Origin of the sequence: Mesorhizobium sp. YC-39, from assembly GCF_025753795.1 — a bacterium.
GTDB lineage: Bacteria > Pseudomonadota > Alphaproteobacteria > Rhizobiales > Rhizobiaceae > Mesorhizobium.
The window spans coordinates 13,868-36,834 of record NZ_JAOWPS010000015.1 but is presented as its reverse complement, the minus strand read 5'-3'; the positions used below and the strand labels follow the sequence as shown (position 1 = coordinate 36,834).

Annotated in this window: 21 protein-coding genes; 15 read left to right on the top strand and 6 right to left on the bottom strand. The window is 58.4% G+C overall.

Translation table 11 applies throughout. From position 1 onward, the window contains the following. Positions 1–31: 31 nt before the first annotated feature. Entirely contained in the window at positions 32–928 is an 897-nt protein-coding gene (locus OHD62_RS34235) for a LysR substrate-binding domain-containing protein (protein WP_263791998.1), read from the bottom strand. Between the two features lie 152 nt (positions 929–1,080). Here OHD62_RS34235 and OHD62_RS34230 point away from each other — a divergent pair, with 152 nt between their 5' ends. The 11 genes from OHD62_RS34230 (at position 1,081) to OHD62_RS34180 (ending at position 15,502) form a co-directional block, all read left to right on the top strand. Next, entirely contained in the window at positions 1,081–1,905 is an 825-nt protein-coding gene (locus OHD62_RS34230; protein WP_263791996.1) for an enoyl-CoA hydratase-related protein, read from the top strand. 25 nt (positions 1,906–1,930) lie between these two features. Then, the gene (locus OHD62_RS34225; protein WP_263791993.1) at positions 1,931–4,000 is read left to right on the top strand and encodes an acetate--CoA ligase family protein; all 2,070 of its coding nucleotides are present in this window, start codon (positions 1,931–1,933) and stop codon (positions 3,998–4,000) included. 1 nt (position 4,001) lies between these two features. Beyond that, complete coding sequence (locus OHD62_RS34220) at positions 4,002–5,528, top strand: carnitine 3-dehydrogenase (protein ID WP_263791991.1); 1,527 nt, start codon at positions 4,002–4,004, stop codon at positions 5,526–5,528. A 36-nt stretch (positions 5,529–5,564) separates the two neighbouring features. Continuing rightward, positions 5,565–6,485, top strand: a complete 921-nt coding sequence (locus OHD62_RS34215) for a 3-keto-5-aminohexanoate cleavage protein (RefSeq protein WP_263791989.1) — start codon at positions 5,565–5,567, stop codon at positions 6,483–6,485. Between the two features lie 45 nt (positions 6,486–6,530). Further along, positions 6,531–8,099, top strand: coding sequence for an ABC transporter substrate-binding protein (locus OHD62_RS34210; protein ID WP_263791987.1), 1,569 nt, complete (start codon positions 6,531–6,533; stop codon positions 8,097–8,099). Between the two features lie 94 nt (positions 8,100–8,193). After that, positions 8,194–9,147, top strand: coding sequence for an ABC transporter permease (locus tag OHD62_RS34205; RefSeq protein WP_263791986.1), 954 nt, complete (start codon positions 8,194–8,196; stop codon positions 9,145–9,147). Positions 9,148–9,310: 163 nt separating this feature from the next. Then, positions 9,311–10,084: an ABC transporter permease gene (locus OHD62_RS34200; RefSeq protein WP_263792074.1), complete on the top strand. Its 774-nt coding sequence runs from the start codon at positions 9,311–9,313 to the stop codon at positions 10,082–10,084. Positions 10,085–10,088: 4 nt separating this feature from the next. Next, the gene (locus OHD62_RS34195; protein ID WP_412177463.1) at positions 10,089–11,720 is read left to right on the top strand and encodes an ABC transporter ATP-binding protein; all 1,632 of its coding nucleotides are present in this window, start codon (positions 10,089–10,091) and stop codon (positions 11,718–11,720) included. 36 nt (positions 11,721–11,756) lie between these two features. Beyond that, positions 11,757–13,061 (top strand): amidohydrolase, encoded by a 1,305-nt coding sequence (locus OHD62_RS34190; RefSeq protein ID WP_263791984.1) that lies wholly within the window; start codon positions 11,757–11,759, stop codon positions 13,059–13,061. Positions 13,062–13,188: 127 nt separating this feature from the next. Next, positions 13,189–13,551, top strand: coding sequence for an AraC family ligand binding domain-containing protein (locus tag OHD62_RS34185; protein WP_263791983.1), 363 nt, complete (start codon positions 13,189–13,191; stop codon positions 13,549–13,551). Further along, the gene (locus OHD62_RS34180) at positions 13,544–15,502 is read left to right on the top strand and encodes an FAD-dependent oxidoreductase (protein WP_263791981.1); all 1,959 of its coding nucleotides are present in this window, start codon (positions 13,544–13,546) and stop codon (positions 15,500–15,502) included. Before OHD62_RS34185 ends, OHD62_RS34180 begins: the two co-directional genes overlap by 8 nt. Before the next feature lie 503 nt (positions 15,503–16,005). On the opposite strand, the gene OHD62_RS34175 is transcribed toward OHD62_RS34180, so the two are convergent. Continuing rightward, a complete protein-coding gene (locus tag OHD62_RS34175; RefSeq protein WP_263791979.1) occupies positions 16,006–16,578 on the bottom strand; it encodes a LuxR C-terminal-related transcriptional regulator in 573 nt (190 codons plus the stop codon). Positions 16,579–16,701: 123 nt separating this feature from the next. Between OHD62_RS34175 and OHD62_RS34170 the strand changes: the two genes are divergently transcribed. The 4 genes from OHD62_RS34170 to OHD62_RS34155 all read left to right on the top strand — a co-directional run bounded on the left by OHD62_RS34170 (position 16,702) and on the right by OHD62_RS34155 (position 20,656). Next, positions 16,702–17,397, top strand: a complete 696-nt coding sequence (locus tag OHD62_RS34170) for a CoA transferase subunit A (RefSeq protein ID WP_263791977.1) — start codon at positions 16,702–16,704, stop codon at positions 17,395–17,397. A 13-nt stretch (positions 17,398–17,410) separates the two neighbouring features. Beyond that, positions 17,411–18,040: a 3-oxoacid CoA-transferase subunit B gene (locus OHD62_RS34165; RefSeq protein WP_263791974.1), complete on the top strand. Its 630-nt coding sequence runs from the start codon at positions 17,411–17,413 to the stop codon at positions 18,038–18,040. Between the two features lie 52 nt (positions 18,041–18,092). Further along, positions 18,093–19,277 carry an acetyl-CoA C-acetyltransferase gene (locus OHD62_RS34160; protein WP_263791972.1) on the top strand — a complete coding sequence of 395 codons (1,185 nt, stop codon included), beginning with the start codon at positions 18,093–18,095 and terminating at the stop codon, positions 19,275–19,277. Between the two features lie 317 nt (positions 19,278–19,594). Next, positions 19,595–20,656, top strand: coding sequence for a GlxA family transcriptional regulator (locus OHD62_RS34155; RefSeq protein ID WP_263791970.1), 1,062 nt, complete (start codon positions 19,595–19,597; stop codon positions 20,654–20,656). Positions 20,657–20,777: 121 nt separating this feature from the next. On the opposite strand, the gene OHD62_RS34150 is transcribed toward OHD62_RS34155, so the two are convergent. The 4 genes from OHD62_RS34150 to OHD62_RS35660 form a co-directional block, all read right to left on the bottom strand. Beyond that, positions 20,778–21,515, bottom strand: coding sequence for a TIM barrel protein (locus tag OHD62_RS34150; RefSeq protein WP_412177466.1), 738 nt, complete (start codon positions 21,513–21,515; stop codon positions 20,778–20,780). Positions 21,516–21,674: 159 nt separating this feature from the next. Further along, on the bottom strand, positions 21,675–22,025 hold the full coding sequence (locus OHD62_RS34145; RefSeq protein ID WP_263792071.1) for a creatininase family protein: 351 nt from the start codon (positions 22,023–22,025) through the stop codon (positions 21,675–21,677). 341 nt (positions 22,026–22,366) lie between these two features. Next, complete coding sequence (locus OHD62_RS34140) at positions 22,367–22,582, bottom strand: hypothetical protein (RefSeq protein WP_263791967.1); 216 nt, start codon at positions 22,580–22,582, stop codon at positions 22,367–22,369. 174 nt (positions 22,583–22,756) lie between these two features. Beyond that, a complete protein-coding gene (locus OHD62_RS35660) occupies positions 22,757–22,840 on the bottom strand; it encodes a hypothetical protein (protein WP_318528684.1) in 84 nt (27 codons plus the stop codon). Between the last annotated feature and the right edge of the window lie 127 nt (positions 22,841–22,967).

Below are 22,967 nucleotides of genomic sequence, written 5' to 3'. Positions count from 1 at the left end.
ACGGTCGTGTGATCAACCAACGTCAGTTTTATTAGAAAGGAGCGCGCAGCGTCTCGGCTTCTGCGGCGGTCATGGAGGTGATCCAGTCGACGAAACATTCGATCTGCGGATCGTGCCGATTGCGAATAACAACATATAGCCCCTCGCGCAGGATCACGGGGAGGTCAATGACCTTGACCAGTTGGCCCTGGCGGATGAACTCATAAGCTGTGCCGATCCATCCAAGTGCCACCCCGCGCCCATTAAGCGCGGCCTGCATCATCAGAAGGTGATTGTCGAAGCTGGGGCCGGGTAAACCGGCACTCGGCAATAGGCCGAACTGCTCGAACCACTGGTTCCAATCATACCAAGAGCGCTCCAGCGACATGGCATGCAATAGGGTGTGGTCAAGCAGATCGGCGGCTTGGTGCACTGGCGGATTGCGTTCCAGATAATCGGGCGACGCCACCGGGACGATTCTCTCCCTGAATAGCAGATGCGAGGTGCAATTGGGCCAGTTCCCGTCGCCGAAGCGCACGGCGATGTCGATGCCGTCATCGAGGGACGCCAAGCCCTGATAGGTCGTCACCAGATGCACCTGGAGCTTCGGATACTCGAGGTGAAACAGCTTCAGCCGGGGCAGCAGCCAGTAGTTTGCATTTGCCAGATTGCAGGAGATCGTCAAGGCATTGCGCGTTTTTGACCGGCGCAGGGCGTCGCTTTCGGTTGCCAGCTGGTTCAGGCAATTGCGCAGTGTGGCCATGTAGATCTTGCCCTCGGTCGTAAGGCTGATGGGGCGCGTCGTGCGGTCGATCAGCTGCACACCGAGAAAGGCCTCGGCGGCGGTGACGGCATGGCTGATAGCGGATTGGCTGACATTCAGCTCCTCGGCCGCGGCTGAGAAGCTGGCATGGCGCGAGGTGGCCTCCACCGCCAGCAAGGATTTCATCGGCGGGATGTGCTTCCAGTATCTCACTATGAATCCTTTTCATGTGCGATGAATCGAAACAACATTGTTTTCAGGCTGCACGGTGGCAAATTCAAGGGAAATCCGCACCACATAAAAGCGGTTTCGACCCCACCCTAGCATGAGGCCACCTAATGAGCGACGCATCGGCGCAGCTAGACGTCACAATCAATGGCCCGGTACTCGAGGTGGCGATGAAGCGACCGCCGGTCAATGCGATCAATCTATCGCTAAGCCGCGAGATGTATGCGGTCTTCTCCCGGCTCAATGACGATCCCGACCTGCGCGTGGCTATTCTGTCCAGTGCCGGCAACGCGAAGAATATCTTCTCGGCGGGCTGGGATCTGAAAGCCTTCGTGGCAGGTGAAAGTGCACACGCTGAGCAGGGCTTCGATCTTGGGCCGGGCGGGCTGGGGGGGTTGCCCGAATTCTTTGGCCTTTACAAACCGGTGGTCGTCGCCTTGGCCGGTGGAGCGATAGGAGGCGGCTTTGAGCTTGCCCTTGGCGGCGATGTGATCGTCTGTGCAGAAGATGCCTATTTCTGGCTGCCCGAAATGCAGCGCGGCTTCCTGCCGGATGGGGGTGCAATCCAAAAATTGCATCATCGTATTCCATTCAACGTATCGATGGATCTGATTCTGACAGGTCGCAAGATGTACGCCGATGAAGCCAAGCATTGGGGTCTCGTGCGTGATGTTGTACCCGCCCATAAGTTGATGGATCACGCTCGCGAGATTGCCGCTACGATCGCGCAGGGCGCGCCGTTGGTTGCCACTGCACTCAAGGAATACATGCGCCACTACGCCCATGCCTCGGTCGAGGCATCTCACGCTGCGGTCCGCCGCGCCTGGGTCGGCAAAAGCGACATGCCCCACTACGAGCAGATGCTGCGTTCTGATGATTTCCGAGAAGGCTCGGTGGCCTTTGCCGAAAAGCGCGATCCAGCATTCAAGGGTTAAGATCATGATACATCGACTTTCCCCGATGTTCGAGGCCCGCTCCATGGTAGTGGTCGGTGCGTCGGCTAGGGCCGGATCGTTCGGCGCTCGTTTGGCCACTGCCACGCTTTCAGGCGACTTCGCGGGGCCGATCAGCTTCGTCAATCCACGCGGCGGCGAGATCATGGGGCGCGAGGCGCTGACCTCGATCCGCGATCTTGATTATGCGCCCGACGTGGCGGTGCTGGGTGTTGGCCGCGCCAATCTGGAGCGCGCGCTGATAGAGGCGATCGAAAAGAATGCGCGATCGGCTGTCATCTTCGATACTTGTCACGGCGAAACGACTGACGGCATCCCGATCCTCACGCGGTTGCGTGCCATTGCCGCTGAGGCGGGTATCCCGGTCTGCGGCGGTTCGGGGATGGGATTTATCAATACCCGCAGCGGTGCGGTGGCCAGCTTCTATCCCGCAGGTCACCTGAAGCCGGGGGGAATCTCGCTGATAGCGCATTCCGGCAGCGTCTTCACCGTGCTGGGAATGAACGATCCGCGTTATCGCTTTGATCTAATGGTCTCACCAGGTCAGGAAATTGGGGCGACCATCGACGAATACATAGCTTATGCGGCCGGTCGTGATTCCACTCGTACCATCGCCGTGTTCATGGAGGCGGCGCGCAATCCCCAAGGGCTGATCGACAGCCTGCACCTTGCACGATCGCGCGGTATTCCGGTTGTCGTGTGCAAGGTGGGGCGGACTGAGGAAAGCGCCCGCCTTGCCAGATCCCACACGGGGGCGCTGGCCGGGTCGAACGCGGCTTATGAGGCCGTATTCGAAGAATGCGGAGCGATCTCGGTGAGTACGATCGATGATCTGATGAACACGGCGCTTCTATGCTCGACTGGGCGCAAGCCCGAGCCGGGCGGCGTGGGTCTGGTGACCGACAGCGGTGGTCTGCGAGAGTTGCAGGTTGATTTGGCCGCCGAGACGCAAACGCCGCTTGCCGTCCTAAGCGAGGCGACCCGAAAGTCACTGAGCGCTGCCCTCCCGCCGGAACTGGAACCATCTAATCCGCTCGATTGTGCAACGGATCTTACCGAAGACTTCCCAAAGGTTTTTGCACGCGGCCTCGCAATTCTCGCCGAGGCGCCCGAAGTATCGATGCTGGGCTTCGAAGCGGATTTCCGTGACGATTACCTTTATCACGAAGACCTCTTCGAACTGGCCAAATCGTTGCCAAATGTTACCGCCAAGCCCTGCTTCGTGTATACCAGCTTTGGTCAGGCCAATAATGGTCGGATTGGCGGCGAGTTGGCCGACTTGGGCGTACCCTGCCTCAACGGCGCCGAAGCGACCATGGCAGCGGTGCGCAGGTTCCAAGCCTGGGCCGATCAGCCCGATCAAAGCGCCGAGCCCCACATGACCAGGCCGGATGACGTGATGCTTGCTCGCTGGAGCGCGACGCTTGCCGCGCCGATGGATGAATTTGCCAGCCTGGATCTATTACACGCCTTTGGCGTTGAGACGGCGCAAAGCGTGATCTGCGAAGACGTCGCAGAGCTAAAGGAAGCAGCGATTAGGCTAGGCTTCCCGCTGGTGCTAAAGACCGCTGCGGGGATCGACCATAAAAGCGATGCCGGCGGCGTCGTTTTGAACCTGCGCGATCTATCAGCACTTGAGGCGGCCTACGGAGATCTGTCGCGGCGCCTCGGCTCGCGTGTCATCGTGCAAAAGATGACCGAAAAAGGCATCGAACTTGCCTTTGGCTGCGTGATGGATGCGGACTTTGGACCGCTGGTCATGGTCTCGCCGGGCGGGACTCTGGTCGAGCTTTTCGACGAACGTCGCTTTGCCCGGGCGCCGTTCGGACCGGAAAAAGCCGAGACGATGATCCGTGGCCTCAAAGTGGCGCGGCTGATCGACGGCGTGCGTGGCGATGCGCCGCGGGACATGAAGGCGGCGGCCCGCGCGCTCAGCGCCTTTTCAAAGCTTTGCGCCGGCCTCAGCGACCGGATCGCCGAGGTTGATGTCAATCCTGTGATGGTGACCCAAGCTGGTGCAATCGCTGTTGATGCGCTGATCGTGCCGGTTGCGGTCGTCTCGAAGAAGGTGGCGTGACATGAAGGTCGCGATCATCGGTTGCGGGGTAATAGGCGCCGGTTGGGCGGCTCGGTTCTTGCTGAACGGCTTCGATGTTTGCATCTTCGACCCCTCGTCCGAGGCCCCGCGCCGGATGCAACACGTTCTGGGCAATGCCCGGGCCAGCCTTCCCGCGCTTTACGACCGTGTGCTGCCCTCGCCGGGGCAGCTGAGCTACGCGAGTACTGTCGCCGACGCGGTCAAAGAGGCTGACTGGGTTCAAGAAAGCGCTCCCGAACGGCTTGAACTCAAGCGCGGTCTCTACGCAGCAATCGAGCCGCATTTGAAGGACGGGGCCATTTTTGCCTCTTCGACTTCAGGCTTTCGCCCGAGCGAGTTGCAAAAGCTGTGCACGGTGCCCGGACGGCTGATTGTCGCGCACCCATTTAACCCGGTTTATCTGCTGCCATTGGTCGAAATCGTCGGATCCGATGAGACACCCGCCACTACCAAATCGCGCGCGGCGGAAATTCTGATTTCGGTTGGGATGCATCCGCTGGTGCTCGATCGGGAAATCGACGGCTTCATAGGCAACCGCTTGCAAGAGGCCGTTTGGCGCGAAACGCTGTGGATGGTCAAAGACGGTATCGCGACCACTGCCCAGATCGACGACGCGATCCTTTATAGCTTCGGCCTTCGCTGGGCGCAGATGGGCCAATTCGCCTCCTACCGCTTGGGTGGGGGCGAGGCCGGCATACGTCATTTCCTTGCGCAATTCGGACCGTCGCTGGCGGAGCCTCTGACGCATTTGATGGATGTGCCCGAGCTGGACGAGGCACTCATCGAGCGCATCGCCAGCCAATCCGATGCACAGGCGAAAGGGCGAAGCATCGCACAGATGGAGCAGGCGCGTGATGCCAGCCTGGTCGCGCTGATTCGAGCGTTGAAGGGGGAGCAAATCGGGGCGGGCGGCACCGTCAGAGTGCATGAGGCAACGCTACCCTTCAGCCTGGATGATGAGCCTCTCATCGTCACCGCGCGACGTGTCATACCGCCAACTTGGACCGACGCGAACGGTCATATGAACGAGGCGCATTACCTGGAAGTCGCCTCGAATGCGACGGACGTGCTGACCGAAAGCTGTGGCGTCACCGCGGAATACATCGCTGCCGGCCGAAGCCATTTCACGGCGGAAAGCCACATCCGGTATCTGGCCGAACTGCACCAGGGCGACGAGATCACTGTTAGGACGCAGGTGCTTTTTGCTAATGGAAAAAAAGCTCATCTTTTCCATCGGTTCCTCGCGCCTGATGGAAGGCTTGCCGCCACAGTGGAGGTGATGATCCTTCACATTGATCTGGCCACCCGCGCGGTGTGCCCGCCTTTGCCCCACGTGGGGGCGGCGCTGGAGAGGCTGGCTGCGGCCCATGCAACCCTGCCCTGGCCCGAAGGCGCCGGGAATGCCATTCGCGATCTGCGCCCTAAGGAGGTGCCAGAACCGCAGCTTCGCTTCCAATCGGAAGAAGTGCCGTCTCGTGACCATTGGAAATACTCGCAACCGACGTGACGCGGAGTGATCGCCCGCCACAGGAGCCACGCTTAAATGCCGTTGGAACTGAATCGCGATGTCTTTATCACCTGTGCCGTCACCGGCTCGGGCAATACGCAGGACAGGTCCCCGCACGTTCCGCGCAGCCCGAAACAGATCGCCGGTGATGCCATAGCGGCGGCGCGGATGGGCGCCGCGGTTGTGCATTGCCATGTCCGCGATCCCGAAAGCGGCAAGGCTTCTCGTGATCTGGCGCTTTACCGCGAGCTGACCGACCGCATCCGCAGCGCGGATGTCGATGTCGTGCTGAACCTGACCTGCGGCATGGGCGGGGATCTGGTGCTGGCTTCAGTGGAACAGCCGCTGCCCTTCGACGCTGAAGGGACCGATCTGATCGGCGCGGGCGAGCGGCTGGCGCATATTGTGGAATGCCGCCCGGAAATCTGCACCATCGATTGCGGATCGATGAACTTCGGAGATTCCGATTTGATCATGGTCAACACGCCGGGAATCCTGCGGGCCATGGGCCGGATCATCGCGGATCTGGGGGTGCGACCGGAACTGGAGATCTTCGATACCGGCCATTTGTGGTTCGCAAAGCGGATGCTGGCCGAAGGGGTAATCCCGTCTCCAGCGCTTATTCAGCTTTGCATGGGGGTGCCATGGGGTGCTCCCAATGACCTGAACACCCTCATGGCGATGGTGAACGCAATGCCGCCGGATTGCATGTGGTCGGCCTTTTCGCTGGGGAGAGATCAGATGCCCTTTGTCGCGGCGGCAATCCTTGCCGGTGGCAACGTGCGGGTCGGCCTTGAGGACAATCTGTACCTCGATAAGGGACGATTAGCGACCAATGCAGAACTGGTTGCGCGCGCGGCCGATCTGGTCGGGGCGTTGGGCGTGCGCCTTCTCGGTCCGGCAGAGGTACGAAACATGCTCGGTCTCGGCCGGCAGAACCCACTTCCGCCGGACTGAACTCGGACCGGCGTAAGCACTGAAACCACCAGAGAGGAGATAAAAATGAAAAATGAAAACGACACGAGAATTCCGCACTCAGGCCTTACTCGCCGCTCGGTGCTGATTGGAGCAGCGGCAGGTTTCGCGGCTACGGCAGGCGGCCTCCTAATGCCGCTTTCAGCCCGCGCTGCGCCGCGCAAAGGCGGCAAACTGCGCTTCGGGGTCGGCGGCGGCTCGACGTCCGATACGCTGGACCCGCGCAACTGGACCGATATCTTTATGTACCTAATCGGTTGCTCGGTGCGTGGCAATTTGGTCGAGGTTCTGGCCGATGGCAGTATCGCTCCAGAGATCGCAGAATCCTTCGAGCCGTCGAATGGACATGCCACCTGGGCATTCCGCATTCGCAAGGGTATCAAGTTCAGCAATGGCAAGCCCGTCACTCCTGAGGATGTCATCGCGACGGTGAACCTGACTCGCAAGAGCCACAGCGCGTCCGGAATGACCGCTCTGCTTGCGCAGATCACAGATATCAAGGCCGATGGTCCCGAGACGGTGGTCTTCACGCTCGAAGCGGGCAATATCGACTTTCCTTTCGCGCTCGCCGACTACACCATGGGGATCATGCCGTTCGAGGACGGCAAGCCGGTGTTTGACGTGGGGGCAGGTCCCTATCTGCTGCGCAACTTCCAAGCCGGCATTAGCGCGACGCTGGAGCGCAATCCTGATTCGTTCAAACAGGGTAATTTCGATTCCGTAGAGCTGATTAGCATAGCCGACCCCGTCGCTCGGCAAAGCGCGCTGGTCTCGGGCGAAGTCGACCTCATCAACCGCGTCGATCCCAAGACCGCTCAGCTGCTCAAGCGCTCGCCGAATATCTTCGTCGGCAATACCCCTGGTCGCCGATATTACGCTTTCACAGCAAATGGCTCGCTCGACCCCTTCGTAAACGTGCATGTGCGTCAAGCACTTAAATACGGGGTCCAACGTGACGAGTTAGTGAAAAAGATCCTTTACGGCTTCGGCAGTGTCGGGAATGACCAGCCGATCTCGCGGGACTACCGCTTCCACAATCCCGATATCGCAGCGCGCAGCTATGATCCCGACAAGGCACGCTTCCATCTGAAAGCGGCCGGAGTGGACAGTATCAATGTGAAGCTCAGTACTGCGGATGCGGCCTATACCGGCGCAGTCGATGCCAGCGTGCTTTACGCGGAGCAAGCGGCCAAAGGTGGTATCAACATCACCGTCGACCGCAGGCCCAATGATGGCTACTGGAGCCAAGTCTGGATGAAAACGCCGTTCTTCACCAGTTATTGGGGCGGTCGTCCGACCGAGGATGCGATTCTGACTATGGCTTGGTCGAAGGCCTCGGATAGCAATGAATCGGGGATGAGCGATCCGAGGGTGGAGGATCTGATCAAGGCGGCCCGTCGCGAAGGTGACGAGGCGAAGCGGCGTCAGATCTACGGTGACATTCAGCAGTTAGTAAGCGACGAATACAGTGTCGTCATCCCGATGTTTGCCGATTTTGTTTTCGCGGCGAATAAGTCGGTGGTTCCGAGCGAACGCGTTTCCGGCATTGCGGAAATGGACGGCGCACGTTGCCTGGAACGCTGGTCCTTCGCCTGACCCTTCTAGGTCGCAATCTGAAAATTGGGGCGTAGCGGAGAGTCTAGGCTCTCCGCCGCGCTACCGTTTCTAAGGTGCCCGCGGGAAAAGGCAAATGCGCAAAATCAGTAATCTGATACTCCAACGACTGGCTCTCGGCTTTGTCACGCTTTTCCTCGTATCGTTGGTGATCTTTTTGGCCGCCGAGCTGCTCCCGGGGGATATTGCTGAAGCGATGCTGGGGCAATCTGCTACGCCCGAAACGCTCGCCTCTCTGCGCCTGGAGCTCGGCCTCGATCAGCCAGCCTATATTCGCTATGTGCACTGGCTCGGTGGTGCGCTAACGGGGGATTTCGGCAAATCCCTTGCCACCGGGAGGCCGATCTCCGAATTGCTGCATCCACAGCTGGAGAATACGTTCTTCCTGGCGACCTACAGCATCGTCCTCGCCGTCCCCCTCGCCATCGGCCTTGGGGTGCTTACGGCGCTATTACGCAACACGCTGCCGGACCGGCTGCTGAACGGCGTTGCACTGACCGCGATATCCTTCCCAGAATTCTTCGTCGCTTATATCCTGATCTGCGTGCTAGCCCAGACCGGGATATTCCCCTCGATGACGCGGCTGACACCGGGAGGAGGGCTTGGCGGCTTTCTATACAGCGCCTTCTTGCCGGCGCTGACTCTCACGATGGTGGTTACCGCCCACATGATGCGGATGACACGGGCCGCGATCATCAATCTGCTTGCCTTGCCCTATATCGAAATGGCGCGACTGAAAGGGATGCCATCTTTGCGCATCATCGTAATTCATGCGCTGCCCAACGCCTTGGCCCCGATCATCACTGTGGTCGCAATCAACATCGCCTATCTGATTACTGGCGTCGTCATCGTGGAGGTCGTTTTCGTCTATCCGGGCCTTGGGCAGTTGATGGTTGATTCGGTCTCGCGACGCGATATGCCAGTGGTGCAGTCGATCGCCCTGATTTTTGCTGCCACCTATGTGCTGATCAATCTACTGGCGGATGTGCTGTCGATCCTGACGAACCCGCGACTGTTGCACACCAAGTGAAGGTGCTTTTCCAATGACGCCTGTCATGTTCCTGACTTGGGGGGCCCTTGCAATCGTTCTTGGTACGATTGCCGGATGGTCGTTTCGATGGATTCTGTCGCGCTGCACCACCGGCTATGTCAGGATCGCAGTCCGCCAGGCTCCAGTCGCCGCCTCGTTTGGCATGCTGATCATCCTGCTCTATGTCGGCGTCGCCATTCTCGCCCCGCTAATCGCGCCGTTTGCTGAACGTGAGGTGGTGGCCGATCAGTTCATGCCATGGAGCGCGACCAATTTGCTTGGCACGGACAATCTGGGCCGCGACATGTTCACCCGGCTGATCTATGGCGCACGTAATACTGTTGGTATCGCCTTCGCCGTCACGGTGATCGCCTTTGTGATTGGCTCAACGTTCGGATTGCTGGCCGCGACGGTGGGCGGCTGGGCCGATCAGCTTTCCAGCCGCCTTGTTGATGTGATGATGGCGATCCCGGCGCTGATCTTCTCGCTGCTGCTGCTGACGATCTTCGGCACATCGATAATTTCGCTGGTCCTGGTCATTGCCGTAATCGATTCAACCCGCGTCTTCCGGGTGGCACGGGCGGTGGCGCAGACCATCGTCACGATGGATTTTGTCGAGGCGGCCCGGCTGCGGGGCGAAACCCTGTTCCGTCTCGTTTTCCGCGAGGTCCTGCCCAATGCGCTGGCACCGCTGATTGCCGAATTCGGCCTGCGCTTCTGTTTCGTCTTCCTGTCGATCTCGGCGCTGTCCTTCCTGGGCGTCGGGATACAACCACCGATGGCCGACTGGGGCTCGATGGTGCGTGACAATGCAGCGCTGATCACCTTCGGCGATCTGACCCCGCTACTACCCGCCGGGGCCATCGCGCTCCTTGCGGTCGCCGTGAACTTCGTGGTCGACTGGTTCTTGCATATCGCAAGCGGCCTGCAGGAGTAGGCCGATGCCGGATATGTCCAATGCTACCCCGCTTCTGGTCATGAAAGACGTTCATATCGAAGCCCGGTCGAACGACATCTGGACGTCGGTCGTGGAGGGTGTCGATCTGACCTTGAGAAAAGGCGAAGTGCTCGGGCTGATCGGTGAATCCGGCGCGGGCAAGTCGACGTTGGGCCTTGCCGCCATGGGCTTTGCCCGCGATGGATGCCGGATCTCGGGCGGTTCGATCCATTTCGACGGGATCGATTTGCTTGCGCAGTCCGAGGCCGGGCATCGCTCCATCCTCGGACGCCGGATCGCCTATGTGGCTCAATCGGCGGCGGCCAGCTTCAACCCGGCCCACCGGCTGATCTCGCAATATATCGAGGGGCCGGTGCAGCATGGCGTCATGCAACGCGATGAAGCGATGCGGGATGCTTTCGACCTCTATCGCCGTATGCAGCTGCCCGATCACGAACGGATCGGCTTTCGTTATCCGCATCAGGTTTCTGGCGGCCAGTTGCAGCGCGCCATGACCGCCATGGCCATGTCATGTCGTCCTGACCTGATCATCTTCGACGAGCCGACCACGGCGCTGGATGTGACCACTCAGGTCGAAGTGCTGTCGGCGATACGTGACATTGTTAGGCAGTATAATACCGCGGCCATTTACATCACCCATGACCTGGCGGTGGTGGCGCAGATGGCGGACAGGATCAAAATCCTGCGGCACGGACGTGAGGTTGAAGAGGCTGACACCGCGGAAATGGTAAATGCCCCGCGCGAGGACTATTCCCGCTCCTTGTGGGCTGTACGTGAGTACAACAGAATACCGCGTCCCGAAGTCAAATCGAGCAGTGTTCCCCTCCTCGCCATCCAAAATATCAGCGCCGCCTACGGCCAGGCCCTGTGTTTGGAGGATATCAATCTTGATTTTCACCGGGGGCGCACCGTCGCTGTTGTGGGCGAAAGCGGGTCGGGCAAGTCTACGTTGGCCCGGGTAATCACCGGCCTCAAGCCACCGTCGCAGGGAAGTATTCATTTAGACGGCGACGAATTGCCCGGCAGTTATCGCAAGCGCAGTCGCGACCAGCTTCGCCGGGTTCAGATGATATATCAAATGGCGGACACCGCATTGAATCCCAAACTGCGGATTGGTGAGCTGATCGGGCGCCCGGCGCAGATGTACTTGGGTTTACGCGGAAAGGCTCTGACCGGCCGCGTGCGGGAATTGCTCGATCTGATCGGGCTCGATCCGGACAGTTTCATAAACCGGCTGCCTTCGGAACTTTCAGGCGGACAAAAACAGCGCATCGGGATAGCCAGGGCGATTGCGGCAGAGCCCAAATTGATCATTTGCGACGAAGTTACTTCCGCTCTTGATCAAATTGTTGCTGCAGAAATTCTCAAACTTCTCGACGATCTGCAGTCCAAACTTGGGCTGGCCTATATGTTTATCACTCATGATATTTCAACGGTCCGCGCAATTGCCGACGATGTCGTGATCATGAGTGGCGGTCGCATAATGGAGGTCGGTCCAAAGGGCAGGGTGCTGGATTCTCCTGAGTCGCCCTATACCCGCGCACTTCTAGAGTCGGTGCCGGAACGCGACCCAAATTGGTTGACGAAGAAGCTGCGCAAATCTCGCCTCGGATAGATTCAAGAAACACCTTTGGATACTGAAGGAACAGCCATGACTTCAACCGATACAATGACCTGGGTTTACGACAGGGTGAAGGAGAGCCCACTCTTTGACTCGCACGAGCACCTTGTAGAAGAGTCCCGGCGTCTCAAACCCCGCAATGATTGGCTGCTGCCCTGCGACGACTGGTCCCTGCTGTTTAAAGAGTACGTCCAGGACGACCTTCACTGTGCTGGTATGGGCTCCGACGAAGAGCAGCGCTTTTATGAACCTGGGACGACTGCAACCACCAAATTCAAGATTGTGTCTCCATATTGGGAACGAATTCGGCATACAGGCTACGCGCAAGCGCTAATTACGACGTTCAGGGAGCTGTACGGGGTAAGCGCATTTAGTCTTGAAACAATCGATGAGGTCGCGGCGAAGTATGAAGAGACCAGAAAACCTGGCTTCTATCGACACATAATAAAGGACGTCTGCAACATCTCCCAATGCCAGGTGAATTCCATGGAGCGCATCTTCATGGAAACTGAATCGCCGACCCTTCTGGGGCAGGATCTTAGCATCATGGAATTGAGCCGGTGTTCCCTCGGAGACGTCAGGCAGGTGGAAGAAGAACTAGGCGTTGAAGTCAAATGCCTTGGTGATTGGTTGGCGGCAATCGACAGCTACTTCGAGCGTTTTGGCCGAACTGCGGTGGCTATAAAGTATGTGGGAGCCTACTATCGCGCTTTGGATTTTGCGCATGTGGACTTGCATGTTGCGGAGCGCCACTTTGCAGCGGTTATAGCGCCCCGATCGTTCATCGGCCACGAAGGTGCACGAGAGCTCGAGGACTTCCTATTTCACTACTGCTTACGAAAGGCGCAAGATTTCCACCTGCCGGTGAAGATCCACACCGGCTATTACGCCACTAAGGATTCTATGCCCCTATCGAGGGTGCGGGAGAACGCCAACGACGTTTGCCGGCTGTTGCAGTCATATCCCCGAATCCGGTTCATACTTATGCATCTCGGTTACCCGTACCAGGACGAGTACATTGCGATCTGCAAGCAATACAGCAATGCATATCTCGACATGTGTTGGACGTGGATTATAAATCCGGTCGCTTCTGTTCGTTTTCTCTCGGAAGTTCTGGTAACCGCCCCAACCCATAAGATACTTACGTTCGGCGGCGACTATTACCTTGTGGAAAATATCGTTGGACACAGCATGATCGCCCGAAGAGGCATTGCGGAGGCTTTATCAACCCTAGTTGACAGGTGCTGGATCGATCGCGGGGCGGTGCCTGATTTAATCTCTCGCCTTACGCAGTCAAACGGAGAAAGATTGTTCCAAAAACCGCGAATTAGCTAGCTTGTGAAGCTTCATGTTTCTTAAAGTCCAACCTTTTAAGAGAAGATGTCGGACAATCTCAAGCTGAAAGCAGTTGTGGAGCCTCTGTTGCAAATGCTGGAATTAGGTATACTGAAGGAGGTAGAACTTGTCACACATAATACATTTCAAACAATCTGATCGTAACTTTGAGGCATATGGCGATGATCCGCAAAGGGCATCAATCAGCCGTTTGGTCGGTCCCGAAATCAGCAACTCCATGGGTGCAGGCATCGCTCGGTTCGACGCATGTTCGATCGCTTGGACCGTTCTGTATGACGAGCTGATTGTGACGCTCGAAGGGAATTTCAGACTGCGGGTAGGCGACGATGTGTTCAACTGCGGCCCTGGCGACGTGCTCTGGGTGCCCGAAAATACGCAGCTGCATTATGAAGGCACGAACGCGACCGTATTTTACGCATTGTCGCCCGTCGATTGGAAACAGCGTGCGCGGGATAAGCCAAATGGCTGATAGGCTTTTCTCGAGACTTTTTTCGCCGTTGAAAATTCGCGGAAAGACCATCCGGAACCGCATAATGTCCACCGGTCATGACACGACCCTGCCAACAGAAGCCTTGATCAATGAAGAGTTGATCGCCTATCACCAGGCCCGTGCAAAGGGCGGGGTAGGTTTGATCGTCACGCAGGTGGCCGGTGTGCATGAGACGGCGCGCTATACCTCACATATGCTGATGGCCACTGACGATACCTGCATTGCGGGTTACCGACAGCTTGCCGATGTCTGCCATGCCGAGGGCTGCGTGATCTTCTCGCAGCTTTTCCATCCCGGTCGTGAAATTATGGAAAGCGCGGACGGTCTTCTTGCCGTAGCCTATGCGCCCTCCGTCTCCCCTAACGAGCGTTTCCATGTGATGCCTCGCGAAATGGAGAAGGATCTTATAGACGAGATCGTAGCAGGCTATGCGGCGTCCGCACGTCGCATGTTCCTAGCGGGCTTGGATGGTGTGGAATTCGTCGCAAGCCACGGATACCTGCCGATCCAGTTCTTGAATCCTGAAGTCAACCAGCGGACAGATGATTACGGGGGCAGCTTTGACAATCGACTTCGGTTTTTCCGCGAAGCCCTTGCGGCGATGCGTGCAGAAACAGACGAGAACTTTGTCATCGGCATGCGGATCAGCACGGATGACCGCGACGACACTGGGCTGGAAAGTGAAGAAGTTCTAGCATGTTGCGTCGCGCTGGAATCGCTTCTGGACTATGTTAGCGTTACCGCGGGGACCTCTGCTACTATTGGAGGTGCCGTCCATATCGCGCCGCCGATGGCATATCAAAGCGGATATCTGGCCAACGATGCGAAGCGGTTCACGGACCGGCTGGGCATTCCTGTTTTCGTCACGGGAAGAATCAACCAACCGCATGAAGCCGAGGCGATCCTTGCAGGAGGTTTTGCGGACATGTGTGGCATGACTCGCGCGCTGATCTGCGATCCGGACATGCCCATCAAGGCCTGTGAAGCGCGTCCCGACGACATCAGAGCTTGTATTGGCTGCAATCAGGCCTGTATCGGCCATTTTCACCGCGGCTATCCGATTTCTTGCATTCAACATCCTGAAACCGGCCGGGAACTTCACTACGGCACGCTGCCTCGTGCCGAAAGATCCCGTCGCATCATCGTTATAGGCGGCGGACCAGGTGGGATGAAGGCAGCGATCACAGCGGCCAAGCGTGGACATCAGGTCACCCTTTACGAAGGCGAAGGCCAACTGGGAGGGCAGGCCCGACTGGCGCAGCTACTGCCCGGCCGCGCCGAATTCGGCGGAATCATCACCAATCTCACGCGAGAACTTGAAATCCACCAAGTTAAGATCAAGCGCGGTATCTGGGTTGATCGAGGGTTGGTCGAAAAGGAAGCGCCCGATGCCGTAGTCATGGCAACCGGTGCAACGCCTTACATGCCCAAGCTGGAATTTGACGGTTCCGTTCAGGTCGTCGATCCGTGGCAAATCTTGCGCAAGGATGTAAAGCCTGGTCGGCGGGTCGTCGTAGCCGATTGGCGGAACGACTGGATCGGCCCCGGCATCGCCGAGATGATGGTTAGGGAAGGTAGCAGCGTCGAACTTGCCGTCAACGGAACCAATCTTGGAGCCGCGTTGCCGCTCTATGTACGTGACAATATCGCGGCCGAACTTCATAAGCTGGACATCCGCGTGACCACCTATGCGAGGGTCTTTGGGGTCGATAGCGGTACAGTCTTCTTCCAGCACACCGCAAGCCGTAACGCGATGGTCTTTGAGGACATCGACATGCTGGTTCTGTGTCACGGCCATCGCCCCTTCGACGGTTTAAAGGCCGAAATGAAGGGGCTCGACATTCCGATCCATATGTTGGGCGATTGCCTAGCATCGCGCACGGCAGAGGAAGCTGTGTATGAAGGCTTGAAAATCGGAGCTACACTATAGGCCCTATGATGGTGCTCAGAGGGGACAGTGTAAGCCTGCGGTGTTCTCCATTACAGGGTTGTGCCGGATCGGCCGGTGCCTTGTCTCAAGCAAGGGGCGAGCGACCGATGCGGGCCATCACATTCATGACCATTTAGCGACCATTTTTGTGGCCATTGCGCAGCGTGAGCGCGAGGGTGATGTGGGCCATTGGCGCACGAACCCGCACCGTCCGGATCACACCCAAAAACGGGCAGCAACGTCGTTGAAGCCTAACACCGGCCTGTTGGAAGCGAGAGGCCACCTCTGGTTCGCGAGCCAAACAGACGGAAGGGATTTCAGTAAATCGGTCAAGTTGTCTTCGGTTCATGCAATCTCAACACCGATGATACTTGGCCATATCGACAGTCACCGCCGAATGGGGCACGGCGAGATCGTTGATATTTTTGGATGGGAAGTTTGCAAGCGCACTTCGCTGGCCGAGACCGGGCCCAACGGCTCGGCGCTGAGCGACGCACAGGTCTCTATCGCGCGGCCAGCAGCCGCGCTACCAGTTCAGACGTGTTACGAACCCCGAACTTTGCGATCATGTTCGCGCGGTGGACTTCGACAGTCCTTGGGGAACAACCAATGGACCGAGCCATTTCCTTGCTGGTGAAGCCGTTGACGAGATAGCGCGCAATCCGCGCCTCTGCGGCAGTCAGGCCGTGACCCTGGCTATGTTCTGCCGCGACCGGGCGATAAGACCAGATCGCCAATTCTTGCGGATCGTCCTGATCAAGCGCGGCACCATACGCCTCCATCCAAACCACCTCTCCGTCCTTTCGACGCATGAAGCGGGCATCGCGGTAGACGGGATCGGACTGCATGGCGCGGCGGGCTTTTTCGCCGATCACCTCATAATCGGTTTGACCGGGGTAAAGTATTCTCATCGACTGTCCTTCCACCTCGCGGATCAACCAGCCAAAGACGGATTGGACGCGATGGCTTGCCCGCAGGATGACGCGATTAGAAAGCACCAGCGTCGCGTCAGGCGCATGCATAAAGCCGATGCGGTCAAGATTGCCCAAGCTTTTCGCTCTGGCCGAACTCAGCATAATAAATCCTCCACGTATGGACCTACGTATTCTTACGAATGGTCGCGCCATGCGCAATCCGCAAAGTTGCCGCGATACGAGGTCTCGTCGAAAAGGCGCGGGCATCGCAAAGTGGAGGACAATATGAATAAGGTTTTTTCCAGTGCAGCAAATGCGCTGGAGGGTGTTCTGCATGACGGCATGACGATCGCTGCCGGCGGCTTTGGCCTATGCGGCATCCCAGAGTTGTTGATAGGTGCGATCCGCCAGGCGGGTACAAAGGATCTGACGATTGCCTCGAATAACTGCGGCGTTGATGACTTCGGACTTGGCGTGCTGTTGAAGACCAAACAGATAAGAAAGATGATCTCCTCCTATGTCGGCGAGAACGCCGAGTTCATGCGGCAGTATCTCAGCGGCGAGCTAGAGCTGGAATTCAATCCGCAGGGCACGCTTGCCGAACGTATGCGTGCTGGAGGCGCCGGCATCGCAGGGTTCTATACCAGGACTGGCGTCGGCACGGTCGTTGCCGAAGGTAAGGACCATAAGGCGTTCAGCGGAGAAACCTTTATCCTTGAGACTGGCATCGTTGCCGACCTGGCAATTGTCAAAGCCTGGAAAGCGGACACGACAGGCAACCTGGTGTTTCGCAAGACGGCTCGCAACTTCAATCCGCCGGCAGCAACCTGCGGCAAGATTTGCGTCGCCGAGGTCGAAGAGATTGTCCCAGTCGGCAGCTTCGATCCCGATCAGATTCATTTGCCCGGGATTTACGTGCATCGCCTCATCCAGGGCGAACACGAGAAGCGCATCGAACAACGCACGACACGCGTAGCGTGAGGGAAGAGAACACATGGCTTGGGATCGAAACCAGATGGCTGCGCGAGCGGCTCGCGAACTTGAAGATGGGACCTACGTCAACCTCGGCATCGGCATTCCCACTCTCGTCGCCAACCATATTCCTGAAGGGATGCATGTGACGTTACAGTCGGAGAACGGCCTTCTAGGCATCGGCCCATTCCCGACCGAAGATGCGGTCGATGCGGATCTGATCAACGCCGGTAAGCAGACAGTGACGGCGCTGCCGCATTCGGCCTTCTTCGACTCAGCGCAAAGCTTCGCGATGATCCGAGGCGGTAAGGTCGCCATGGCCATCCTTGGCGCAATGGAAGTGTCGGAGGAGGGCGATCTCTCCAACTGGATGATCCCAGGCAAGCTGGTCAAGGGTATGGGCGGCGCAATGGATCTGGTCGCCGGTGTCAAACGCGTCGTGGTGGTCATGGACCATACCAACAAGGCTGGTGAATCCAAGGTACTCAAAGAATGTACCCTGCCTTTGACCGGTCAGCGGGTGGTCGACAGGATCATTACAAATCTGGGCGTGCTTGATGTCGTCGACGGCGGATTGCAGATCGTTGAGCTCGCCGACGGCGTGGGCGAGAACGAGTTCCGCGGCGCCACCGAAGCGACAATCGTCAACTGATACGCTGCCATAGCGGCCGTGTCAGTCATTCAAAATCCTGGAAGGACCCCTCATGACTGCATCTATTGTCATCGCAAGCGCGGGACGGACCGCAGTTGGTTCGTTCAATGGTTCCTTTGCCAACACGCCTGCCCACGAGCTCGGCGCCGCCGTCATCAAGGGCGTCCTCGAGCGCGCCGGCATTGACTCGGGCGACGTCGATGAGGTGATCCTCGGCCAAGTACTGTCCGCGGGCGAGGGCCAGAATCCTGCTCGTCGGGCGGCGATGAAGGCCGGCATCCCGCAGGAGGCCACGGCTTGGGGGGTGAACCAGCTCTGCGGCTCGGGCCTGCGCGCGGTGGCGCTCGGCATGCAGCAGATAGCCACGGGTGACGCCAAGATCATCGTCGCCGGCGGTATGGAATCCATGTCAATGGCACCGCATTGCGCGCACTTGCGCGGCGGCGTGAAGATGGGCGACTTCAAGATGGTCGATACCATGATCCAAGACGGCCTGACCGACGCATTTTATGGCTATCACATGGGCACGACGGCAGAAAACATTGCCAAGAAGTGGCAGCTCTCCCGCGACGATCAGGACCAGTTCGCACTCGCGTCGCAGAACAAGGCGGAAGCCGCTCAGAAGTCTGGCCGCTTTGCCAACGAAATCATTTCCTTCGTCGTCAAGGGCCGCAAGGGCGATGTTACGGTCGACCAGGACGAATATATCCGCCATGGCGCGACGCTGGAATCGATGACCAAGCTGCGCCCTGCGTTCGACAAAGACGGCACGGTCACCGCCGGCAATTCATCGGGCCTCAACGACGGCGCGGCTGCTATGCTTCTTATGACCGAAGAAGAGGCAGGTCGCCGCGGCATCGAGCCGCTTGCCCGCATCGCTTCGTGGGCAACTGCGGGCGTCGACCCCTCGATCATGGGCACAGGCCCGATCCCAGCTTCGCGCAAGGCGCTGGAAAAGGCCGCCTGGAAAATCGGCGATCTTGAGCTCGTGGAGGCGAACGAAGCTTTCGCGGCTCAGGCATGCGCCGTCAACAGAGACCTTGGGTGGGATCCGGCGATCGTCAATGTCAACGGCGGCGCCATCGCCATTGGTCATCCGATCGGCGCTTCCGGCGCTCGGGTGCTCAATACTCTGTTGTTCGAGATGAAGCGGCGCGGCGTTTCAAAGGGTCTGGCGACCCTGTGCGTTGGCGGCGGTATGGGCATTGCCATGTGCGTGGAACGGTTATGGAGATAGCAAATTCCGAGCGGTTCTCGTCTTAGACATATTTCGAGCAACTACTCAAAATTAGGTTTGCTTCTCCAACACTGTAGGAAAGGAAAAAGAGGATTCGGTCTGCGGCAAGGTACCCCGGCCGCCGCGGTCTTCCGGCGCCCACCCTCGCCGGTGCTCGGGTAGGACGCTCCGCCTCGGCTTGCATTTCGTTGGTGGCAGTGGGACCGAACCAGGGCGGCGTCGCAAAGCTACTGCCATGCCGACGCAATCGTCCTTTCCCTAATGCCATCGCGGCTAACTATGCCGCGTCGCTAAGAAAACACGGCGGAGAGTCTAAAATGGTCCATCACTGGTCCCACGGCGCCTGGGCATCTGTTCCTGCAATAGAGCCGATCACTGTCGCCCTCTATTTGGCACCCGGGTTCGAACTTCTCGCCGTATCCTTGGCCTTGGACGTTTTCCGCCTCACCAACAAAGCCGCCGGGCGTGAAGCCTTTCGCTGGCGTGTTGTTTCCCACCTGGGCGGAGCTGTAAGGGCAAGCTGCGGCATCGATGTCACGGCCGACGCCGACTTGGCCCGGGAGCGCAGGTACCTGATGCAGCCTGAACGCCCCGTACTGGCTCTGGTCTTCGGAGACGAGCATGATGAAGGACGCGAAACTAAGGCGCTGAGCGCGTGGTTACGGGAATGTCGGCAGCGCCGCATTGCAGCGGGCGCATTTGGAAACGGGGTCACTGCTTTGGCCAAAGCTGGCCTGCTCAATGATCGCAAGTGTGCGGTTCATTGGGAGGCCTTCCCGGGGTTCAAGGAGCGGTTCATGCGCATTGAGGCGGTAGCCACCATCTACGAAGCCGACAACAACATCTGGAGCTGCGCCGGGGGCACCGCAGCCTTCGATATGATGATCGAGCTTGTGAAACATCATTGCGGCGAACCTGTTGCGGTGAGCGTTGCGGAGTTGGCCGTCGCCGGCCGTATCCGCACGGGCCAAGAGCGTCAGCGGCTGCCGCTGCTGCGTCAGCATGGCAGGCTCAACCCCACAGTCGTAAAACTCATAGAATTGATGCAGAGGAATCTGGCGGCCCCGCTGACCATGGCGGATCTCGCGGCCGCTGCAGGGCTGTCGCGGCGGCAGGTGGAACGCCTGTTCCGCAATGATATCGGTCGTTCTCCCTGCCGCTACTTCCGGGAATTACGATTGGAACACGCGAAGCTGCTGTTGGCCCAATCTGCCATGCCGGTTCTGGAGATTGCGGTATCCTGTGGCTTCGTGTCCGCCTCCCACTTTTCGAGGTGTTTCCGCGAGGCACATCTAATAGCGCCTCACGAAGCCCGAAATCTTCCGGCCGGAGGATTTCTCAGCGTGTCAGGATCACGACCTGGGCGACACGTCCTCTGACACCGGTCTCGGTTGCAGGCGGGAGATTGGTATTTGGCCATGGCCCTCCGGCCGGGACTAGCTCACAGCTGCGGAGCATCTGTTAGATGCTGTGCGGTCCGGTGTGGGCCAAGTCTTACGCTCATTGAGCCACCGAGTTCTCGATGAGCTTTATGCTCGTCTTCAGGCTCGCCTCAATATTTTCGTCCGCATGGACCGAAGGCGCAAAAGATTCGTAGGAATACGCGCCCTTGTAGCCCATAGCGGCAAGCGTCTTGATCTGCTCAACGTTCCGCAGACAGTCGGCCTTATCGACCAGGATGCGGTGAACGTCCTGCATCTCCTCGGGTGCAAGCGATGGATCAACGACGCCAGAAATATGCACGATGCCCGTCCATTCCGGGAAGTATTCGGCCTCGCCAGCGATGTGATGGTGGAACGTGTCGTACACCAACCGGAACTGATCCTTCACTCCGGTGGCCTCGATCGCCTCGACAGCTTCGCGCTTGCGACGGAGCGAAGATGTCGTGAAGCCCAGCAGTTCCACAAGGGCGATCAGGTCCGCCTCCTCAAGCATCGGCAGTATGACGGCAAGTGCGCCGCGGAGATCGGAAAGCCGCTTCTCGTCCGGTTCGTTGGCCCCATCGTTGCTCGGTATGAGGCTGATGGATTCAGCTCCCGCTTCCTTCGCCTGGACGATTAAGAGCTTGATCTTGTCCTTCATCGCGTCCGACCAGCGATTAAAGCCATAGGCCTCGGAAAGGCCCAGAAGGCGAATGCCTTTGCCGCGGGCATATTCGCCGATCGCCGAAGGCTTCTCGCCATCAAAAAATTCGCCTGTGCTGAGCCCCTTGTCAGCAAGGTCGTTGCGAAGCTCGATACCGATGCAGCCAAGCCGGATGCCAGGTCGATCAGTTTCCTGCTGGTCAGTTTGGAGCTGTCATGTGGTTGAGTACAAATTGGATAGTGCCGCCCAAGTCGGTTCTCCTCCATTGATTGCCGCCCGGGTAGGGCGGGGACGCAAATGCCATGCCGATGTTCAGGGATTGTTTGTCTTCCATTGCTCGCGGCGTCGGTCAATTCCATCCCACACTTCGACCATGGCCTCCATCGGGATAAAAACCGGGGCATTGTCCGTGAAGCGGAACGCACTGGTCGCCGCTCCGAGCGCGTCGAGGCAAGCTTCCAGGATGCGGTGTCCTTCCTCTGCGGTCGCTTCTGTCACATCAGGGTTCTGCGCGAAACGTCCCTGCGGATCCATGCCGATCCGGTCTGCCCTGTCCAGCGCCACGAGGTCCGGTCGGATCGCCAGAAGCTGCGAAAGCTCGTATCGACCCGCATGATCGCCTGTGAATTCCTCGCCATATGTGACACTCGATCTTGGCCGCACCGTGTGGGCCGAGGTCAAATAGACCCGTCGGACCCAATCCGGGCGAGCTTTGCAGGCTCCAGGTGCACCAAGATGGTCAAGTCTGATGGCCTACCGGCTGTCGTTGAAGTGTCACTTTTGCTGACCTACATACACGGTGCGTCGGATGTTTCCTCCCATTCGTCCGACGCGTTCCCCTCTGAAGGTTCAAACCTTCACACCTGGCCGGACCTTTGGTTCGGCCTTTTTCTTGCGCGCGAGAAACGGGTAAACTGAGGTGATGATGCCAGGCGGGGATTGGGCGATCTCGCGGTCAGAATTTCGCCATCCTGCCTTTGCTCATTTTTACAAATGACCAGGCGTCAGACGTTGTCGAAGACCATGGGCAACCCGCGTGTCGATGCCATCTCGACGACCAGTTCTTCGATTGCATGATCGGAAAGCCGGGTCTGCATTGTCGTACGAATCCGTTTGACCAGTTCGTGCACCGGCAAAGGCAAGAGAACCTCGGCATCATCGATAAGCCGACTGACTTCGATCACAACGTCAGCATCGATGTCGCTCGGCAAATCTCGCATATCCCGTCTCCGTTAAAGGTAAATATTCCCGTGTTCTGCTTGGTGTCGAGTCAAGCAAATGAACGTCGGCTTGCTTCCCGCCCTGCTGCCGGCTGCACAAAGCCCCGCTCACGGCTACGATGGCGTGGAGCTCCCCGGTCACCTTGGAAGCCGTCGAGGCTATCAATTTGGTCCTCAGTCGCCGCGTAGGATTTTCGCTTCTAACGCCGCTACAACGAAGGCCCGTCTCGCTACAGGCGGCTGAGCTTCACCACGCAGAACCTGAAGTAATCAGCAGCAGTTCATAATGTGAAGGAACGCGCCGAACACGCGATTTTCCCAGCAGGCAGGCCCGATCGGCCTTCGGCGTGCTGCGCATTATTTTTCGACATGAGATCTTTGGCTG

Coding starts and splice junctions, on each gene's coding strand:
- OHD62_RS34165 (WP_263791974.1), top strand. CDS start 17,411: ATGGCTTGGGATCGAAACCAGATGGCTGCGCGAGCGGCTCGCGAACTT.
- OHD62_RS34160 (WP_263791972.1), top strand. CDS start 18,093: ATGACTGCATCTATTGTCATCGCAAGCGCGGGACGGACCGCAGTTGGT.
- OHD62_RS34155 (WP_263791970.1), top strand. CDS start 19,595: ATGGTCCATCACTGGTCCCACGGCGCCTGGGCATCTGTTCCTGCAATA.
- OHD62_RS34170 (WP_263791977.1), top strand. CDS start 16,702: ATGAATAAGGTTTTTTCCAGTGCAGCAAATGCGCTGGAGGGTGTTCTG.
- OHD62_RS34210 (WP_263791987.1), top strand. CDS start 6,531: ATGAAAAATGAAAACGACACGAGAATTCCGCACTCAGGCCTTACTCGC.
- OHD62_RS34235 (WP_263791998.1), bottom strand. CDS start 928: ATGAAATCCTTGCTGGCGGTGGAGGCCACCTCGCGCCATGCCAGCTTC.
- OHD62_RS34225 (WP_263791993.1), top strand. CDS start 1,931: ATGTTCGAGGCCCGCTCCATGGTAGTGGTCGGTGCGTCGGCTAGGGCC.
- OHD62_RS34200 (WP_263792074.1), top strand. CDS start 9,311: ATGCTGATCATCCTGCTCTATGTCGGCGTCGCCATTCTCGCCCCGCTA.
- OHD62_RS34175 (WP_263791979.1), bottom strand. CDS start 16,578: ATGCTGAGTTCGGCCAGAGCGAAAAGCTTGGGCAATCTTGACCGCATC.
- OHD62_RS34220 (WP_263791991.1), top strand. CDS start 4,002: ATGAAGGTCGCGATCATCGGTTGCGGGGTAATAGGCGCCGGTTGGGCG.
- OHD62_RS34215 (WP_263791989.1), top strand. CDS start 5,565: ATGCCGTTGGAACTGAATCGCGATGTCTTTATCACCTGTGCCGTCACC.
- OHD62_RS34195 (WP_412177463.1), top strand. CDS start 10,089: ATGCCGGATATGTCCAATGCTACCCCGCTTCTGGTCATGAAAGACGTT.
- OHD62_RS34230 (WP_263791996.1), top strand. CDS start 1,081: ATGAGCGACGCATCGGCGCAGCTAGACGTCACAATCAATGGCCCGGTA.
- OHD62_RS34140 (WP_263791967.1), bottom strand. CDS start 22,582: ATGCGAGATTTGCCGAGCGACATCGATGCTGACGTTGTGATCGAAGTC.
- OHD62_RS34205 (WP_263791986.1), top strand. CDS start 8,194: ATGCGCAAAATCAGTAATCTGATACTCCAACGACTGGCTCTCGGCTTT.
- OHD62_RS34180 (WP_263791981.1), top strand. CDS start 13,544: ATGGCTGATAGGCTTTTCTCGAGACTTTTTTCGCCGTTGAAAATTCGC.
- OHD62_RS34190 (WP_263791984.1), top strand. CDS start 11,757: ATGACTTCAACCGATACAATGACCTGGGTTTACGACAGGGTGAAGGAG.